Genomic DNA, 18,331 nt, shown 5'->3' with positions numbered 1-18,331 from the left:
GTTAGGACAGAAATTGCCGGCTCAAGGCCGGCAAATCGAATTACGTATTAACGCTTTTTACGGTTAGCAATGTGAATTGCATGACCGTCAACGGCTAATGCAGCTTCATGTACTGCTTCACTCACTGTTGGGTGAGCAAAGACAGTTAATGCGATGTCTTCTGCAGTAGAGCCGAATTCCATTGCGATTACTGCCTGTGCAATCAAATCAGCAGCGTGACCACCGATGATGTGGCAACCCAAGATACGATCTGTTTCTTCATCGGCGATGATTTTTACAAAACCGTCAGTATCGTTTGCTGCCATCGCACGACCAGATGCCGCAAATGGGAATTTACCTACTTTGTATTTAACGCCTTCCGCTTTAAGCTCTTGCTCGTTTTTACCGACCCAAGCAAGTTCTGGATGAGTGTAAATAACGGATGGGATGCAGTCGTAGTTCATTTGTGCCTTATGGCCAGCAATAATATCCGCCACCATGACGCCCTCTTCAGACGCTTTGTGAGCCAACATTGGACCACGTACGATGTCACCAATAGCAAAAACGCCAGGAACAGACGTACGGCACTGCTCATCTACAAATACAAAGCCACGCTCGTCCAAATCAACACCAGCATCGCCCGCTAAACAGCCATCTGTGAAAGGCTTACGGCCAACCGCAACGATCAACTTGTCAAACGTCTCTTTTTGTTCTTCACCTTTTGCATCAAGGTAAGTCACTTCTACTTCTTCACCATTCACTTGACTACCCGTTACACGAGCACCAGTGCGGATGTCTAGATCTTGTTTCTTGAAGATTTTAGCCGCTTCTTTAGAAAGATCTTGGTCACATAGGCTTAGGAATGAATCTTGTGCTTCAAGCACCACCACTTCAGAACCCAAGCGAGCCCAAACAGAACCCAACTCAAGACCAATTACACCAGCGCCGATTACGCCAAGACGTTTAGGCACAGAACGGAACTCCAACGCACCTTCGTTATCAACGATGATGTCGCCAGTACGTGGTGCTGGTGGAATATTTACTGGCACAGAACCCGTCGCCAAGATTACGTTTTCAGCTTCCAACGTTTGCACAGAACCATCGTGCGCGGTGAATTCCACTTTCTTGTTAGCCAGCAACTTACCAAAACCTTCGAAGCTAGTCACACCGTTCGCTTTGAAAAGACCCGTAATACCACTGGTCAATTGGTTAACGATTTTGTCTTTGCGATCGACCATGGCATTGACATCCATAGCCATCTCGCCAACAGTAATACCGTGAACGCCGTAAGATTCTTTCGCTTCATGGTATTTGTGAGAGGAGTCTAGAAGCGCTTTCGATGGGATACAACCCACGTTCAAACAAGTACCACCTAGGCGAGGCTTATTTTCTTTGTCCAACCACTTTTCGATACAAGCAGTCTTAAGACCCAATTGAGCTGCACGAATGGCAGCGACATAACCACCTGGGCCACCACCGATTACAATAACATCAAATTTAGTAGACATATGCGTTTCCATTTATCTTGTCGAACTGTTGTGGTCCTTTTAAGACCACAACAAAGTCAATTCATAACATCAGTTTTGCTACGAATACTTAGATTTCTAGTAGAAGACGTGCTGGGTCTTCTAGAAGTTCTTTGATTGTCACCAAGAACTGTACAGCTTCTTTACCATCAATCATACGGTGGTCATAAGAAAGCGCTAGGTACATCATTGGCTTAATGACAACCTGACCATTTACCGCCATTGGGCGCTCTTGAATTTTATGCATACCCAAGATAGCCGTTTGTGGTGGGTTGATGATTGGTGTTGACATCAAGGAACCGAACGTACCACCGTTAGTGATAGTAAAGGTACCGCCTTGCATGTCGTCCATACCCAATTTACCATCACGACCACGAACAGCGAAGTCCATGATGCTAGATTCGATATCAGCAAGACCCATCGCTTCCGTGTTACGAAGCACTGGAACCATCAAACCACGGTCAGTCGATACCGCCACGCCGATGTCTTGGTAACCATGGTAGACCATGTCATTTCCGTCGATAGAGGCGTTCACAGCAGGGAAGCGTTTAAGCGCTTCTGTCGCCGCTTTAACAAAGAAGGACATGAAACCAAGCTTAGTGCCGTTGTGAGTCTTCATGAACAAATCTTTGTACTTCTTACGGATCTCCATAACAGGACCCATGTCCACTTCGTTATACGTTGTCAACATCGCCGCTGTTTGTTGAGCTTCAACAAGGCGCTTGGCGATTGTGGCACGTAAACGTGTCATTGGGACGCGTTTTTCAATACGGCCATCCGCACCCAACGCAGGCATAGCCGCTGGTGCTGCTTTCGCCGCTGGTGCAGCCGCTGGCGCTGAAGCAGGTTTTGCTTTCACCGCTGCATCAACATCTTCTTTTGTGATGCGACCACCTTTACCAGTACCTTTCACCTGAGACGCAGTTAAACCCGCTTCTGCTAATGCTTTACGGGCAGCAGGGCCCGCTACACCGTCTTCATCACTTTCTGCTTCTGCCGCAGCAGGCGCTGCCGCTTCTTGAGCAGAAGAAGATGAAGCTGAAGCACCAACTTGGAACTTAGCAAGCACTTCTGCACTTTGTACGGTCTCACCTTCTGCTTTAAGTATTTCACCAATAACGCCGTCAGCAGGAGCAACTACTTCAAGAACCACTTTGTCTGTTTCAATGTCGACAATAAGTTCATCACGAGAACATGCCTCACCTACTTTTTTATGCCAAGTCGCAACGGTGCCTTCAGCAACAGACTCTGGAAAAGTTGGCGCTTTAACATCCACACTTTCTGATGCATTGTTAGAACTAGAAGCGGCAGCAGGTGCTGCTTCTTTCTTCTCAGCAGGCGCTGCAGAAGCCGCAGCACCAGATTCAAAGGTAGCAAGGACTTCGGCACTTAGAACCGTGTCGCCTTCATTTTTATGGACTTCTTTTAGTACACCATCAGCTGGCGCAACGACTTCTAGTACTACTTTGTCCGTTTCGATGTCGACAATGTGCTCATCACGGGCACAGGCTTCGCCTGGCTTTTTGTACCAAGTAGCGACTGTACCGTCTGCTACGGACTCTGGGAAAACAGGTGCTTTAATTTCAATACTCATCTTATACCCTTATCTCTCTGACAGGCTATGGTGCTAACCAACTAAGGCATCGTTGACTAGCGCTTCTTGTTCTTCAACATGGACAGACATATAACCAGCGGCAGGCGCTGCGGACGACATGCGACCAGCAAAACGAATTGACAGTTTTGGATACAGCTTTTCCAATACTCGATTCATACGGTGACGGTTAGAATGCCAAGCCCCTTGGTTTTTAGGCTCTTCTTGACACCAAACCAAACTCTCAACATTTTTGTATTGCCCCAACACCGACTCAAGATCATCGTATGGGAACGGATACAATTGCTCTAGACGAATCACGGCAACATCATCTTTTTCAAGCTCATCACGACGATTAATCAAGTCGTAGTAAACTTTACCACTACACAACACGATACGTTTTACCTTATCTGCTTCAATGGTTTGTGATGTTTCTGGCAATACCGTTTTGAAGCTACCCTCAGCCAACTCTTCTAATGTTGAGATTGCCTGCTTGTGACGAAGCAAACTCTTAGGAGACATAATGACAAGCGGACGACGCATAGGACGAATGGCTTGACGGCGAAGGATATGGAAAATCTGTGATGGCGTTGTTGGAACACATACTTGGATGTTGTACTCCGCACACAATTGCATGAAGCGTTCAAGACGTGCTGAGGAGTGCTCAGGACCCTGACCTTCGTAACCATGTGGCAACAACATGGTCAAACCGCACAAGCGGCCCCATTTGTGCTCACCACTGGTAATGAACTGGTCAATTACCACTTGGGCACCGTTTGCGAAGTCACCAAATTGCGCTTCCCAAATAACCAAGCCTTTTGGCGAGGTTGTTGAGTAGCCATATTCGAATGCCAATACCGCTTCTTCAGACAAGAAAGAATCGTAAAGATCCAAAGTCGGCTGATCATCAGAAAGATGTTTTAGCGGAATGTATGTGCTGCCATCTTTTTGGCTATGAATCACCGCATGGCGATGAGAGAACGTACCACGCCCAGAGTCTTGACCTGTTATGCGAATAGGATAGCCTTGCTCTAACAAAGTGCCAAATGCTAATGTCTCAGCATACCCCCAGTTAAGAGGCAATGCCCCCGCTGTCATTTTATCGCGGTCTTGATAAATCTTTTGAACTTGACGCTGAACCACCACCCCATCAGGAATAGCCGTTAATTTTTTCGCCACTTCTTGCAATTTAGCAAGCGGATAAGTTGTGTCACCCGCATCCGTCCATTCGACGCCAATGTAAGGTTTCCAGTCAACAAACAAATCGGATTTAGGCTCAAGCACTAGACTCTTAGCAACATGGCGGCCATCATCTAAATCTTGGCGGTTTTCGCCAACCATTGCTTCGGCTTGCGCTTCAGTCAGTACATTCTCAGCAACCAAGCGCTCTGCATATAATGTACGAGTTGTTTTTAATTTGTTGATAACACTGTACATCAATGGTTGAGTACCTGAAGGCTCATCCGTTTCATTGTGCCCACGACGACGGTAACATACCATGTCGATCACAACATCACGGCCAAACTCATAACGGTAATCTAATGCCAATTGAGTAACAAACAACACAGCCTCAGGATCATCTCCATTCACATGGAAAATAGGCGCCTGAATCATTTTAGCTACATCGGTTGCATACTCAGTTGAACGGGAGTCATCTTGACGGTTAGTGGTAAAACCAACTTGGTTGTTAATAACAACGTGAACTGTACCACCAGTGCGATAACCGCGTGTTTGAGACATCTGGAATGTCTCCATCACCACGCCTTGTCCCGCAAATGCAGCATCACCATGAATCGAAATAGGTACAACGGTTTTACCGATTGTATCTTTACGGCGATCCTGACGTGCGCGAACAGAACCTTCCACTACGGGAGAAACAATCTCTAAGTGTGATGGGTTAAACGACAACGCAATGTGCACCTCACCACCTGAGGTCATCACATTAGAAGAAAAACCTTGGTGGTATTTAACATCACCAGAGGTATTAACAAGTTTTTTACCTTCGAATTCGTCAAACAGATCTTTAGGGCTTTTCCCTAATGTATTCACCAAGACGTTTAGACGACCACGGTGGGCCATACCAATCACAACTTCTTTTGCTCCTAATGAGCCAGAGCGCTGGATCAGCTCGTTTACCATTGGAATTAAGCTTTCACCGCCCTCTAAACCAAAACGCTTCGCCCCTGGGTAACGACTCGCTAAGTATTTTTCAAGACCTTCTGCGGCGGTTAGTCGCTCTAACAAATTCTGGCGAGTTTCTGGGGAAAATTCTGGACGGGATCGAACGGATTCCACACGCTGTTGTAGCCAAGCTTTTTCTTGAGTATCAACAATGTGCATGAACTCGTAACCAATGGTACTGCAATAGGTTTTTTCAAGCTCGGCGATGATCTCGCTTAACTTCATAGATTCCTTGTTAAAAAACAAAGAGCCCGTTTTAAATTGAGTATCAAAGTCAGCACCAGTCAGCTGATGATAACTAATATCAAGGTCTGCGACTTTTTCACGCTTTTGAAGCCCAAGTGGGTCTAACGATGCGTGCTGATGACCTCGAACACGGTAAGCATTAATCAATTGCAAAACATTGATTTGCTTTTGTTCATGTTCTGAACTTGCAGCAACACCCGTTGATACAGGCATTGTGCGAAATTTATTTTTGCCAATTTCTAAAAATTGTTGTTGAATTACTGAGTGCGGTAGATCTGTTGATTGAGCCTCACTCACGCGAGGTAGTTGATCAAAACATTTCCGCCATTCTTCCGACACAGAGTTCGGATCGACTAGGTAGCTTTCAAACAACCCCTCAACATATTCCAAGTTTCCACCTGAAAATTGAGAAGTGCTCCATAGCAACTCCATTAAACTTTCGTGCATTCTCGATCACCCTTATGTTCGAGCCAGCTACCGGGGTCCCGGTATGAATTTATCATGCAATCGATAACTCCAACAGGCCCGTTAAGGCCATAAAGCCTCGATTTATTGTTAACTTGCCACCACAATTGCTTCGTGCACTTATGCGTTAAACTCATGTAGAGAGAACCTCTCCTCATCCAATCAATTAAGCGCAACCTAATCAGCACCATGTTAAAAGCACTGTTATGCTAGCACGCAACAAATTCTAAAGCGTTTTGATTGCATTCTCTATATTGAAACATGCAAAAAAGGCGGCATTGAACAACACCACTCATGCCGCCTAGACTTTAGCTTGCCCTTAGCCACTTAGAACTAGTTAAGAGCAAGCTAAGATCGATCAGGTTGCTCTTTGCAGAAGCATGGTGCGAATGTTACCGATTGCTTTCGTAGGATTCAAACCTTTCGGACAAACATTCACACAATTCATGATGCCATGGCAACGAAATACGCTAAATGGATCATCTAAATCACTTAGACGCTCTTGGGTTGCTGTATCACGACTGTCTGCTAAGAAACGGTATGCTTGCAACAAACCAGAAGGCCCAATAAATTTATCTGGATTCCACCAGAAAGATGGACAAGCGGTTGAACAACATGCACACAGAATACACTCGTACAAGCCATCTAGCTTTTCACGCTCTTCAGGGCTCTGCAGACGTTCAATAGCAGGCACTGGCGTATCATTGAGAAGATAAGGACGAATTTTCTCATACTGCTTATAAAACTGCCCCATATCCACAACAAGGTCACGCACAACTGGCAATCCTGGCAGTGGTCGCAACACTAACTTGCCATTTTTCACCGCTTGGGAGACAGGTGTAATACATGCTAGGCCATTTTTACCTGAGATATTCATGCCATCTGAACCACATACACCTTCACGGCAAGAGCGACGGTAAGAGATGCTTGGGTCTTGCGCTTTTAATAAGTTCAATACGTCCAGCACCATCAAATCTTTACCCGCAGGCAAATCAATTTGGTAATCCTTCATATATGGAGCGTCGTCCACTTCAGGATTGTAACGATAAATACTAACTAACATTCTGAGTTACTCCTTAGTATTTGCGAATCTTAGGCGGGAAAGGTTCCATTGTTTTTGGTGCAAAGTTCACATCACGCTTGGTAACGGTTTTGCTTCCAGGATGGAACAATGAGTGCTTGAGCCAATTCTCGTCATCGCGTTCAGTAAAGTCATTACGAGCATGGGCACCACGACTCTCTTTACGGAACTCCGCTGGGATTGCCGTTGCTTCAGCAATTTCCAGCAGGTTCTCAAGCTCCAGCGCCTCAATACGTGCGGTATTGAATGCCTGACTCTTATCTTCAAGATTTAGATTTTCAACGCGCTTACGAATTGCTTCAAGCTCTTTCAAGCCTTTTTGCATGGATTCGCCATCACGGAATACACCAAAGTATAATTGCATCACTTTTTGCAGCTCAGCACGAACCGCAGCAACACTTTCGCCACCTTTTGTATTGTTCAACCGCTCTAGACGAACCATCGCTCTTTCGATGTCTGTTTCATCCGCATTGAGCGACTCAAACCCGTCATCCAAAGATTTTTTAACATGCAAACCAACAGCACGACCAAACACAACAAGGTCAAGTAGAGAGTTACCACCCAAGCGGTTAGCACCGTGTACTGACACACAAGCCGCTTCACCACATGCATACAAACCATGAATGATAACGTCTTCACCCGCTTCATTTTGTTTCAATGCCTGACCGCTAACATTCGTTGGAATCCCACCCATCATATAGTGACAAGTTGGGATAACAGGGATCGGCTCTTTCACTGGGTCAACGTGGGCAAAGGTACGAGAAAGTTCAAGAATACCTGGTAGACGCTTATTAAGTGTCTCTTCACCCAAGTGATCCAATTTTAGAAGAACGTGATCTTTATCTGGACCGCAACCACGACCACCAAGAATTTCAAGAATCATTGCACGCGCCACAACGTCACGACCAGCAAGGTCTTTCGCGTTAGGCGCATAACGCTCCATGAAACGCTCGCCATCTTTATTAATTAGGTAACCACCTTCACCACGACAACCTTCAGTAACGAGTGTACCTGCACCATAAATACCAGTTGGGTGGAATTGCCACATTTCCATATCTTGAGCAGGGAAACCAGCACGTAGTGCCATCGCAACCCCATCACCCGTATTAATGTGAGCATTTGTAGTCGATTGGAAAATACGACCAGCACCACCAGTAGCAATTACCGTTGCTTTCGCTTTCAGATAGACGGTCTCGCCAGTTTCGATACAAATCGCAACAACACCGACCACCGCATCTTCTTTATTTTTCACCAAGTCAATTGCATACCATTCGTTAAAGAAGGTGGTACCGCCTTTAAGATTACCCTGATATAAAGTATGCAATAGCGCATGACCTGTACGGTCCGCTGCAGCACAAGTACGAGCCGCTTGAGTGGTATCGTTTGGGCCCTTAGATTGACCACCGAAAGGACGCTGATAAATACGGCCATTCTCTTTACGAGAAAATGGTAGCCCCATGTGCTCAAGCTCAAAAACAGCTTGCGGGCCAACAGAACACATGTACTCGACTGCCTCTTGATCGCCAATGTAATCTGACCCTTTTACGGTGTCATACATGTGCCAACGCCAATCGTCATTTGGATCCTCACTGGCGATCGCACAGGTAATACCACCTTGAGCAGATACCGTATGAGAACGAGTTGGAAATACTTTTGTTATACAGGCAGTGTTCAAACCAGATTCAGTTAACTGAAGTGCGGCACGCATACCAGCGCCACCACCGCCAATAACGATGGCATCAAAAGAAATCGTACGAATATTAGCCATTACTTATAGCCCCCAAAGAACCTGAATGCCCCACACGATGTAAACAAACATCAATAAACCGCATAGAGCTTGAAAGAAGAAACGAATACCAGTTGGCTTAATATAATCTGTAGAAATTGACCACAGACCAATCCAAGAATGCACACCAATAGACAACAATGTCATCAAACTGAAAACGCGCATCCAAGTTGAACTGTAAAGCGCACTCCACTGTTCAAACGTAAGATGAGGATGTAATAAAAGATAACCGATAATAAAAATGGTATAGAGAGCTAATACCACAGCGGAAATACGCTGCATCATCCAGTCATACAGACCAGAGCGACCAAAGCTTGTAATTTGAGTTACCATATCCACACCCCAGCTAACACAATAAGAACCACTGCAATGACAATGTTTGCAACAGCTGCATTACGTCCACTTTCTAATTCTTCAAAGTGTCCCAAATCCATAAACAGGTGTTTAATACCTGCGACGAAGTGATACATCAACGCTGATACAACACCCCAGATAACGAACTTAGCAAGGAAGTTTGTCTGAAGCATATTCACAACCTGATCAAATCCTTGTTGAGACTCTAAGGAAACATCAAACGCATATAACAAGAAAATCAAACCTATAAAGAGGATAATTCCCGTCACACGATGAATAATAGATACGATTGCTGTTACCGGCATTGATATTGTTGAAATATCAAGGTTGACTGGTCTTTTTTTATTCACGACTATTTACACCATCTTATATAAGTGAATGGTCCATCACGACCCAATTTCTATCTGTGAACCAAACGCAATGCTTACATTACGTTGTCACACCATAGGCCTAATCGAAAATTGCATCGATTTGCAAACGACATTTTCTGTTCAAGCAACTACTCTTGAATGGCATACGCCGACAAATCAATGAAATCATCGGGAACGCAATTATAGACTAGCGAAAAATGGGAAGACAAATAGACTAGAGCAAGGGTTTTCAATGGTCACCATTCACAAGCTGAATGTACCCATAAGCAATAACAATAATGGTGCTTAATTACAGCCAAAAGACTGGTTTTTAGACTGAAATATTGTTTATTTTTCAAAGACTTAAAACGAAATAAGGATAAAAAAACTTTATGAGAATGGCTTTTATTGTCAGATAATTACAAACAAAATTACAATATTGTAAACTCTTTGCAAGTGTAGAAGATTGACTTTTATAGTGCTGAGACAGTATTTTTTCCCCACCTTCTGGGTCAGGAGGGTCTTTTTTGACTTCTTAGCCCCGGACCAGAATTCGAAGGAGAGCATAAATGGCCGATAAAAAAGCACGACTTACCGTAGACGGGATCGATAAAACCATCGAACTTCCTGTTATTTCAGGCACCCTTGGCACAGATGTTATTGACGTACGTGGCTTAGGTGCAAACGGTGTTTTCACTTACGACCCTGGTTTTATGTCCACAGGCTCATGCGAGTCTGCAATCACATACATTGATGGTGAAGCTGGCATATTGCTACACCGAGGTTACCCCATTGCTCAGCTTGCTGAGCACTCAGACTACTTAGAAACCTGCTATCTTTTGCTTTACGGAGAACTTCCAACGGCAGAAGAGAAAAAAGAATTTGTCGATACGGTTAGCGCTCATACAATGGTTAACCAGTCTATGCATAAATTCATCGAAGGATTTAGAAACGATGCCCACCCGATGGCCATTATGTGTGGATTAGTTGGCGCCCTGTCCGCTTTTTACCAAGACCACATGGACATCACTAATCCACGACATCGTGAGATCGCCGCATTCCGCCTCATTTCTAAGATGCCAACGCTGGCGGCAACTTGTTACAAGTACTCGAAAGATCAGCCCGTTATGTACCCTCGTAACGATCTGTCCTATGCAGAGAACTTTCTTTATATGATGTTTGCAACACCTTGCGAAGAATATAAAGTCAACCCTGTTTTTGCGAAAGCAATGGACACCATTTTTGTTCTGCATGCCGATCATGAACAGAACGCTTCAACTTCAACCGTCCGCCTTGCTGGCTCTTCAGGAGCGAACCCATTTGCCTGTATTGCTGCTGGCATTGCAACACTTTGGGGGCCAGCTCATGGTGGCGCAAACGAAGCCGTTCTTACTATGTTGGAAGAAATTGGCGACGAAGACCAAATAGATAAATACATTGCCAAGGCCAAAGACAAAGACGACCCATTCCGTTTAATGGGCTTTGGACACCGTGTCTATAAAAACTTCGATCCGCGCGCTAAAGTAATGCGTGAAACTTGTGATCAGGTATTAACAGAACTCGGCCAATCTGATGATCCGTTGCTAAAAATTGCAAAACGCCTAGAGCAAATTGCCCTTGAAGACCCTTATTTCATAGAGCGTAAATTGTATCCAAACGTTGACTTCTACTCTGGCATCATCATGAAAGCGATTGGTATCCCAACGAGTATGTTTACGGTTATTTTTGCGATGTCTCGCACCATTGGCTGGATTTCTCACTGGAATGAAATGATCAGTGGCCCATATAAAATTGGTCGCCCACGTCAATTATATGTTGGCAAAACACAACGCGACTATCCAACCAAATAATCTTTAGCTGTTCGCTAATAAATACAACTAAAAACGCGCCTTTCGGCGCGTTTTCTTTACTAAACTTTTATCACGAAATATCGATAATTTAAATTCTACTATTCGTCTTCTTCAACGATTTCAGTGATGATCTTGGAGGCGCATTTCACACACTCTCCTTCAATCCAAACGTCATTCCCCTTAGTGTATTCCACGGGATTTTTCATTCCTAAGTCCATCTCCATGCACTCATTACACCAAGTTTGAGATAAAAAATCCGCTTGCTCGGCCTCATCTCTGGCATAAAAATCACGCTTGACTATTTTATCTTGCTGGTCAGACACTATTGAGCTCCACTGTATTTGAAATATTCAATATTGTTACTCACATTCGGAGCACTCGAATCGGTAGAGGATACAGGATCTGGTGTTTGTGAAGTAGCGCTAGACTGCTGAGTCGTCTCGACAGTATTTGCTGAAGGTATTTCAGCTCCACCACTATTCGTCTGTGTCGCTGAAGCCTGTGTTACTGGAGGCTCCGTCACGGACGGCGGCACATCGGCCTGCAGCAAACTACTTAACTGAATACTGTCCATCAATTTTTGCTTATCGCCATTGATAGCAACAGAGAATACGACAGAGTTACTGGTCGCTTTCACCACATATACATCTCTCACCACCCCCACACTCTCTAAATATTGCTGAATTTTCTGCATGGCAGCGTAATTCGTAACACCCGAAACAGACAAATCAAGGCGACTTTCCGAGGCGCTGTTTCGAACGGCTGCGTAACGCTCAGACAATGCCTTTGCCATATCGGCACTGGCTTGATCCGCCAGATCCTGTAAGTTCGTGCCAGTAAGTGAAAATTGCTGAGTGTCATTGCCGATTATCATCAACAAACTTCCTGTCAAGGACCCCGAATATTGTGACACACGCAATGCAGCAATAGCATCGGTCTGATAGCGTTGACTGGCAGTTTTGATGGTATCTTCAAAAAAACCCCACACATCCGATGGCGAGATAGCCGCAGCATCCACAGAATCCATCAAAGGTGCATAAATGGGCACGCCGTAGTTTGTCGATGATACTGCCAAGTCATTCAACAACTCCGAAGGGGAGTTTGCACCAGATAAAGTACGCACCCCATTATTATCATCCACCGCCCAAACCAACACCGACGGACGGTTATTTCCCCAAACCGGCAAGTTGTGCTGAGTCAAAAATTGATCTATTGACTCATGGTAGAAAAAGACATTGACCTGCTTACCTGCCACTAAATCACCATTTAGTGGCAGCAAGTCCTTTAGTGACGTTACAGAGTGTTGCGCCACCCATGTTGGGGCCGCTTTTTGCGCCTCTTGCAATAAGTCACCTGTGATTGCCGCTTTATCACCCGACACTCTAACCAATACTTGCTCAACCGCTTGAGAGAATGCATCGCTCAACATTTGATCTTCAGACTCGGTGGCCGGTAATTTAATGCTGGCACGATATAAATCTTTAACCGGAACAGCCGACGCCATCGACACATAAAAAATACTGATAAAAAATAAAAAAATACGGATTTTCATAGCCCCTTCCTTCGTTTATTTGCTTATTCTACTGCCTTAATGCCAAAGAACCATAGCCCTAATACGCCACTATGCTAAAATGCCTCTTTTCCCCGAACATGATAAGGCATAGGCAATGACCAAATCGGATAAAACATCGATTAGTTATAAAGACGCTGGCGTTGATATCAACGCTGGAAATCAACTTGTTGAGCGCATCAAGGGCGTTAGCAAAAAAACTCGCCGTCCGGAAGTGATGGGGGGGTTAGGTGGATTCGGCGCATTAACTCGCCTTCCAACCAAATACAAAAACCCTATTCTTGTTTCGGGCACTGACGGCGTCGGTACTAAGCTTCGTCTAGCAATGGATCTCAACCAGCACGACACAATTGGCATCGATTTAGTCGCCATGTGTGTCAACGACCTTGTCGTCGCAGGCGCAGAACCCCTTTTCTTCTTAGACTACTACGCGACAGGTAAACTAGATGTTGACGTGGCAGCAAGTGTCGTCACCGGCATCGGTGAAGGCTGTATACAAGCAGGCTGCGCACTCGTTGGCGGCGAAACAGCAGAGATGCCAGGCATGTACCACGATGGCGATTATGACTTGGCAGGCTTTTGTGTCGGCGTTGTCGAAGAAGAAAAGATCATTGATGGCAGCAAAGTGACCGTAGGCGATAAACTGATTGCTCTAGGCTCCTCCGGTCCTCATTCTAATGGCTACTCTTTGATACGAAAAATTCTCGACGTCAGCAAAGCCGACCTCAATCAAGAAATCGACGGTGTTGCACTGAAAGAGGCACTAATGCAGCCCACTCGCATTTACGTTAAATCCATTCTTAAACTAATGGAAAGCGTCGATGTTAATGCCCTTGCACACATTACCGGTGGCGGTTTGCTCGAAAATATTCCACGCGTTCTTCCTGACAATACTGCAGCACGCATTGACGCTTCTAGCTGGAAACGCCCCGCTGTGTTTAATTGGTTACAAGAACAAGGAAATGTTGAACAAGAAGAAATGTACCGTGTTCTTAACTGTGGCGTTGGTATGGTACTGTCTATTGATGCTGATAAAGCGGATGAAGCCTTAGCCATTCTAAAAGCAGAAGGCGAAAACGCTTGGATCATCGGTGACATTTGTGAACGTAAGGATGGAAAAGACGTGCTTATCTCTGATCTAGAGGCACAGGCATGAGCTTCCCCATCGTTGTCTTAATTTCTGGCAGCGGTAGCAACTTGCAAGCTTTGATTGATCAAAGCTTGCAAGGGACTCTAAACGTAACCATCAGCGCCGTGATCAGCAATAAAACCGACGCTTATGGGCTCGAAAGAGCTAAAAAAGCGGGCATCCCAACGCATGTGCTGGATCATAAAAGCTATAATAGCCGCGAAGAGTTTGATATAGCATTACAATTCGTGATTGATCAATACCGCCCCAAACTCGTGGTATTGGCTGGCTTTATGCGAATTTTAACAGAAGACTTTACTCGGCATTACGAAGGAAGAATGCTTAATATTCATCCTTCTTTATTGCCTAAGTTTAAAGGATTAAATACGCATCAACGAGCGATTGATGCCAAAGAGACAGAACACGGCGTGTCGGTACACTTTGTTAGCGCAGAGCTGGATGCAGGAGCAGTCGTTGTACAAGCGAGGACCCCAATAGAGCCGTCGGATACCGCTGACACACTGGCTGAAAGAGTTCATAAGCTTGAGCATATTATATACCCTTTAGCAGTGAAGTGGTTTAGCGAAGAACGCCTGACACACCAAGACAAATATGCTTTTTTGGATGGTCAAAAACTGCCTTTGAGCGGCATTGATTACCAGGAAAAACCATAATGATGTGAGGACAGACGAGTATGATATATCTAAAGAAGTCACTTTTTACTTTGGCAACCTTAATGATTATATCGTTACTCCCTGTCCAAGCAGCCAGCTCTTCCCCCGACTCTTTTTTAACGCCTTACTCCGCTGTCTATAGCACCATTTGGTCAAAAGGCATTAAGCTAAAAATAGAAGGAAAACAAACACTTAAAAAAGCCCCTAACAATCAGTGGGACTTTATTTTCACTGCAGACAGCCTCATTGCTTCCCTAGATGAAAGAGTGCATTTTGAGGTAAAGAACCACCAAATACGCCCTCTTCATTATCAGTATCAAAGTAGCCTACTTGGTAAAAAGCGTAATGCTGTGCTGGACTTTGATTGGCACTCAATGAAAGTGCGCAACAATGTTAAAAATATACCATGGTACATGTCCATCGAGCCCGATACTGTCGACAAATTGAGCGTCCAATTGCAAGTTAGAGAAGATGTAAAACTAGGAAAAAAACGATTTAGCTATAAAATCGCTGATGGAGGACACATTAAGACTTGGACCTTTAAACGAGACAAGGAGGAAACCATCAATACCAAACTAGGACGCATTAAAGCCATTAAAGTCACCCGAACGGATAACCTCGATAGTGGAAAAAAATCCTCATTTTGGTTCGCCCCTAAGTATGATTACCTTTTAGTAAAGCTTGTTCATAAAGAAGATGGTCAATCGTACGACCTAGATATTGAATCTTTCAAAAAAGGCTAATTTTAGTTTATTTACCACCCTGCTCTAATTGCTCAGAATAGTTAACATTGATCAACTCCGACGCCTCTTCACACCAATTTAGAGGTTGGCAACCATGAAATTCATAAAATGCCATGACACTTTTTTTCACATCTTGAGCAAGAAAAGCCGATAAAGCATTCCGAGCAGTCAATACGGGAAGAGCCGCATGCAATGGATGTCGTTCTGCTGCTGTCGCAATATAATGGATTTGATTCGGCTGGCGTTTAATAGCCTCGAGCAAAGCGTGGAAAATCGTTGAAGTAACACAGGGGCTGTCGCAAGGCGAAAGCAGTAGGAATTGACTCGTTGCGTTATGTAAACCCGCCATAACACCAGATAAAGGACCTAAATCTTGATAATCCGCTAAATCTGTTATGACTTCAAAACCAAGCGCCTCGTAGTCTTCTTGATATCGATTTGCGTTAACAGCAACATCTGATGTGATTTCTCTTAACGCCATCGCGACAGAAACCACCATGGGAACACCTCGAAAGCACTGTAACCCCTTCTCTTTACCCGACATTCGCTGAGCTTTGCCACCAGCGACAATCAGCGCGGAAACTTCTTCAGTATTATAATGATAAAAAGACACAGTCATAAAAGTCACATCTGATGACACAATGGAGTGGTTTGAGAAAGGAACGTACACCACATCTCTAATGAACAAGTTTAGGAGCGTTTTGCACCAATAGCGCCAAGGACAGGCGATCTTTCGTGTGAGTTTTTTTAAAAATTGTCGTTAAATGCGCTTTAACGGTTCTTTCAGTAATGTCCATTTCATTTGCTATTTGCTTATTAGACAGGCCATTTGAGACAAGTGTCGCCACATTACGCTCTCTATCCGATAACTCCACAAGCACATCTTTCTCGTCCTCACGGCTTTGCAATAAATCTTCCTTATCATCACTCGCTCCTTTTAACGAAGCCGACTGAGTAATGAGACTATTGATAAACGTCTTCCCTCCCCAAATCTCTCCAGAGTCAACTACAGACAAGACTAATTTCAACTGTTCTCTTCCGATATAGGGTGAACATTGCCCTAATACCCCAACAGAAAAAAGTCGTAGCGCAGCGGCCTGGCTCGCTTGATTAGGAAAGACTATTATAATTTGCTTAGGATACTTGCGCTGTAAAGAAACAACGCTCTCCACATTGGCTGAAAAGTCGTTATGAGCCAAATAAATAAAACAATACTTATACGTTTCTTCTGAGGCCAAAGCGTTATCGATTTCACTAAAGCCATGCTCACGACACAACGTGACACTAGAATCAACGATTGTATTCCAATGATTCCAAACAGCCTCATCAGTACTCAAACACAATATTTTCAAAGTATTCCTCGTTCTTTATGCAATACTGACAACAAATCTTACGGAATCTAACCCATTAAAATCGTTAACTTTTGTTACACAACGGCCATTTTTAAAAGAAATTTGTAATTAACGTTCATGCAGCGCATTCTCTTTTGCTTTTAAAATAGGTTTAAACAAGTATTGCAAAAGTGTTTTTTTGCCTGTAATGATATCGACCGTTGCTTGCATACCAGGAATTATTGGTAGTGGGTCTTTTTTGGTACCAAGGTAATTATGGTTCGTTCGCACTCTAACTAAATAATAGCTTCGTCCTTCTCTATCGGATTTATCCACAATAGTATCGGCACTAATAGTTTCTACATGGGCTTTTAATCCCCCATAAATAGAAAAATCATAGGCGGTCAATTTCACCATCGCTGGCAGACCTGGCTTAATAAACCCAATATCTTTGGGTTTTATCTTAGCCTCAATCAATAGGGTATCATCAATGGGTACGATATCGATTAGATCCATCCCTGGCTTGACAACGCCACCAATAGTATTGATTTGAATCTGTTTAACAATACCATTCACAGGAGAACGTACTTGAGTCCTAGACACCCTATCCTGCAATGAGAAATTCGCTTGTTTCAATTGATCTAACTTACTTTGCACCTTATTAAGTTGCTCTTGTGCATCAGACATAAACTTTGCATCGCTTTCCACAAGTTTATTTTGTGCTTCCTTAAGCGCAGAGTAAGCCCTAGGTATGGCAAGCTCCGTGGCATCGAGATCCCCTTGTATCTTATTCACATCCCGTTCTAATTGTAAAAGCTCTACTCGAGAGACGGCACCTTGCTTATAGGCAGGCCGCGTCAAAGTAAGCTCTTCAGATGATAACTTGTAGCTTTTCTTAAGGTTTTCTAACTTAGACTGCTGCTCAATGATCTCTTGTTGTTTTTGATCGACCTGTTGTTGGAAGACTTGTTTGTTTGCTTGCAATGACTCTATTTGAGTATTATACAAATCCATTTCACGAGCGACTAAATCTGGATACTTTTCAGCAAAAGACTGACTAAAAACAGGTTTCTTACCATCTACTTCAGCTTGTAAACGAACAGAACTGGCATATAAGTTCGTTGATTCTGCTTCCTGTTCACGAAGGGAAGACAAGGCAGCAGAGTTGTCAATGGTCATTAGTATTTGACCTTTTTTCACAGTAGCCCCTACTTGGGTGTTAATCGACTTTAATATACCGCCCTCTAAGTTTTGAATTTGCTGAACTTGCTGCGAGGGAATCACCGTGCCAACCCCAACCGTTCTCTCCGTTAACGTAGTATGGTCCGCCCAAAACGCCGCAATGACGAGAAAAGTGAAGATCACCCACAAAATGATACGACCACCCCGTGGGCTTTTAAGCATCAAAGCGGAGTTACGATCACTTAAAAACTCAAGGTCTCTTTGCGCTATGTTTTTTTTGCTGTCTTTCATAT

General features: G+C 44.1%; 16 protein-coding genes. 4 read left to right on the top strand and 12 right to left on the bottom strand.

Annotation, left to right across the window (positions count from 1 at the left end; genetic code table 11):
- Positions 1–47: 47 nt before the first annotated feature.
- From lpdA to sdhC, 7 genes are all read right to left on the bottom strand, one after another.
- On the bottom strand, positions 48–1,487 hold the full coding sequence (gene lpdA / locus JHD45_RS08200) for a dihydrolipoyl dehydrogenase (RefSeq protein ID WP_199476031.1): 1,440 nt from the start codon (positions 1,485–1,487) through the stop codon (positions 48–50).
- A gap of 88 nt (positions 1,488–1,575) precedes the next feature.
- Positions 1,576–3,099 carry a 2-oxoglutarate dehydrogenase complex dihydrolipoyllysine-residue succinyltransferase gene (gene odhB / locus JHD45_RS08195; protein ID WP_199476030.1) on the bottom strand — a complete coding sequence of 508 codons (1,524 nt, stop codon included), beginning with the start codon at positions 3,097–3,099 and terminating at the stop codon, positions 1,576–1,578.
- 33 nt (positions 3,100–3,132) lie between these two features.
- Positions 3,133–5,970 carry a 2-oxoglutarate dehydrogenase E1 component gene (locus JHD45_RS08190; protein WP_199476029.1) on the bottom strand — a complete coding sequence of 946 codons (2,838 nt, stop codon included), beginning with the start codon at positions 5,968–5,970 and terminating at the stop codon, positions 3,133–3,135.
- A gap of 376 nt (positions 5,971–6,346) precedes the next feature.
- Positions 6,347–7,051 (bottom strand): succinate dehydrogenase iron-sulfur subunit, encoded by a 705-nt coding sequence (locus JHD45_RS08185; protein WP_199476028.1) that lies wholly within the window; start codon positions 7,049–7,051, stop codon positions 6,347–6,349.
- A gap of 13 nt (positions 7,052–7,064) precedes the next feature.
- Positions 7,065–8,837, bottom strand: coding sequence for a succinate dehydrogenase flavoprotein subunit (sdhA, locus tag JHD45_RS08180; RefSeq protein ID WP_199476027.1), 1,773 nt, complete (start codon positions 8,835–8,837; stop codon positions 7,065–7,067).
- Between the two features lie 3 nt (positions 8,838–8,840).
- The gene (gene sdhD, locus JHD45_RS08175) at positions 8,841–9,188 is read right to left on the bottom strand and encodes a succinate dehydrogenase, hydrophobic membrane anchor protein (RefSeq protein ID WP_199476026.1); all 348 of its coding nucleotides are present in this window, start codon (positions 9,186–9,188) and stop codon (positions 8,841–8,843) included.
- Positions 9,182–9,559, bottom strand: coding sequence for a succinate dehydrogenase, cytochrome b556 subunit (gene sdhC / locus JHD45_RS08170; RefSeq protein WP_199476025.1), 378 nt, complete (start codon positions 9,557–9,559; stop codon positions 9,182–9,184). The genes sdhD and sdhC overlap by 7 nt, the downstream gene beginning before the upstream one ends.
- 569 nt (positions 9,560–10,128) lie before the next feature.
- On the opposite strand from sdhC, the gene gltA reads away from it, so the two are divergent.
- A complete protein-coding gene (gene gltA, locus JHD45_RS08165) occupies positions 10,129–11,409 on the top strand; it encodes a citrate synthase (protein ID WP_199476024.1) in 1,281 nt (426 codons plus the stop codon).
- A 98-nt stretch (positions 11,410–11,507) separates the two neighbouring features.
- On the opposite strand, the gene JHD45_RS08160 is transcribed toward gltA, so the two are convergent.
- Both JHD45_RS08160 and JHD45_RS08155 read right to left on the bottom strand, forming a co-directional pair.
- Complete coding sequence (locus tag JHD45_RS08160; protein ID WP_199476023.1) at positions 11,508–11,732, bottom strand: hypothetical protein; 225 nt, start codon at positions 11,730–11,732, stop codon at positions 11,508–11,510.
- Entirely contained in the window at positions 11,732–12,961 is a 1,230-nt protein-coding gene (locus JHD45_RS08155) for a DUF2066 domain-containing protein (RefSeq protein ID WP_199476022.1), read from the bottom strand. Before JHD45_RS08155 ends, JHD45_RS08160 begins: the two co-directional genes overlap by 1 nt.
- A 115-nt stretch (positions 12,962–13,076) precedes the next feature.
- Here JHD45_RS08155 and purM point away from each other — a divergent pair, with 115 nt between their 5' ends.
- Genes purM through JHD45_RS08140 form a run of 3 tightly spaced genes read left to right on the top strand, consistent with a single transcriptional unit; the run spans position 13,077 to position 15,525 of the window.
- Entirely contained in the window at positions 13,077–14,135 is a 1,059-nt protein-coding gene (purM, locus tag JHD45_RS08150; protein WP_199476021.1) for a phosphoribosylformylglycinamidine cyclo-ligase, read from the top strand.
- On the top strand, positions 14,132–14,782 hold the full coding sequence (gene purN, locus JHD45_RS08145) for a phosphoribosylglycinamide formyltransferase (RefSeq protein ID WP_199476020.1): 651 nt from the start codon (positions 14,132–14,134) through the stop codon (positions 14,780–14,782). The genes purM and purN overlap by 4 nt, the downstream gene beginning before the upstream one ends.
- A gap of 20 nt (positions 14,783–14,802) precedes the next feature.
- The gene (locus JHD45_RS08140; protein WP_199476019.1) at positions 14,803–15,525 is read left to right on the top strand and encodes a DUF3108 domain-containing protein; all 723 of its coding nucleotides are present in this window, start codon (positions 14,803–14,805) and stop codon (positions 15,523–15,525) included.
- A 7-nt stretch (positions 15,526–15,532) separates the two neighbouring features.
- On the opposite strand, the gene mobA is transcribed toward JHD45_RS08140, so the two are convergent.
- From mobA to JHD45_RS08125, 3 genes are all read right to left on the bottom strand, one after another.
- Positions 15,533–16,144 (bottom strand): molybdenum cofactor guanylyltransferase, encoded by a 612-nt coding sequence (gene mobA, locus JHD45_RS08135; RefSeq protein ID WP_199476018.1) that lies wholly within the window; start codon positions 16,142–16,144, stop codon positions 15,533–15,535.
- 58 nt (positions 16,145–16,202) lie between these two features.
- Complete coding sequence (locus JHD45_RS08130; protein WP_199476017.1) at positions 16,203–16,877, bottom strand: helix-turn-helix transcriptional regulator; 675 nt, start codon at positions 16,875–16,877, stop codon at positions 16,203–16,205.
- 108 nt (positions 16,878–16,985) lie between these two features.
- The gene (locus tag JHD45_RS08125; RefSeq protein WP_199476016.1) at positions 16,986–18,329 is read right to left on the bottom strand and encodes an HlyD family type I secretion periplasmic adaptor subunit; all 1,344 of its coding nucleotides are present in this window, start codon (positions 18,327–18,329) and stop codon (positions 16,986–16,988) included.
- Positions 18,330–18,331: the final 2 nt, after the last annotated feature.

The sequence above is a fragment of the Marinomonas spartinae genome, assembly GCF_016461715.1.
In the GTDB taxonomy this organism is placed as follows: Bacteria; Pseudomonadota; Gammaproteobacteria; order Pseudomonadales; family Marinomonadaceae; genus Marinomonas; species Marinomonas spartinae_A.
This window is presented reverse-complemented; position numbering and strand designations above follow the sequence as displayed.

Excerpts from the sequence above, each read along its gene's own strand:
- lpdA (WP_199476031.1), bottom strand. The coding sequence starts at position 1,487 with ATGTCTACTAAATTTGATGTTATTGTAATCGGTGGTGGCCCAGGTGGT.
- odhB (WP_199476030.1), bottom strand. The coding sequence starts at position 3,099 with ATGAGTATTGAAATTAAAGCACCTGTTTTCCCAGAGTCCGTAGCAGAC.
- JHD45_RS08190 (WP_199476029.1), bottom strand. The coding sequence starts at position 5,970 with ATGCACGAAAGTTTAATGGAGTTGCTATGGAGCACTTCTCAATTTTCA.
- JHD45_RS08185 (WP_199476028.1), bottom strand. The coding sequence starts at position 7,051 with ATGTTAGTTAGTATTTATCGTTACAATCCTGAAGTGGACGACGCTCCA.
- sdhA (WP_199476027.1), bottom strand. The coding sequence starts at position 8,837 with ATGGCTAATATTCGTACGATTTCTTTTGATGCCATCGTTATTGGCGGT.
- sdhD (WP_199476026.1), bottom strand. The coding sequence starts at position 9,188 with ATGGTAACTCAAATTACAAGCTTTGGTCGCTCTGGTCTGTATGACTGG.
- gltA (WP_199476024.1), top strand. The coding sequence starts at position 10,129 with ATGGCCGATAAAAAAGCACGACTTACCGTAGACGGGATCGATAAAACC.
- JHD45_RS08155 (WP_199476022.1), bottom strand. The coding sequence starts at position 12,961 with ATGAAAATCCGTATTTTTTTATTTTTTATCAGTATTTTTTATGTGTCG.
- purM (WP_199476021.1), top strand. The coding sequence starts at position 13,077 with ATGACCAAATCGGATAAAACATCGATTAGTTATAAAGACGCTGGCGTT.
- purN (WP_199476020.1), top strand. The coding sequence starts at position 14,132 with ATGAGCTTCCCCATCGTTGTCTTAATTTCTGGCAGCGGTAGCAACTTG.
- JHD45_RS08140 (WP_199476019.1), top strand. The coding sequence starts at position 14,803 with ATGATATATCTAAAGAAGTCACTTTTTACTTTGGCAACCTTAATGATT.
- mobA (WP_199476018.1), bottom strand. The coding sequence starts at position 16,144 with ATGACTGTGTCTTTTTATCATTATAATACTGAAGAAGTTTCCGCGCTG.
- JHD45_RS08125 (WP_199476016.1), bottom strand. The coding sequence starts at position 18,329 with ATGAAAGACAGCAAAAAAAACATAGCGCAAAGAGACCTTGAGTTTTTA.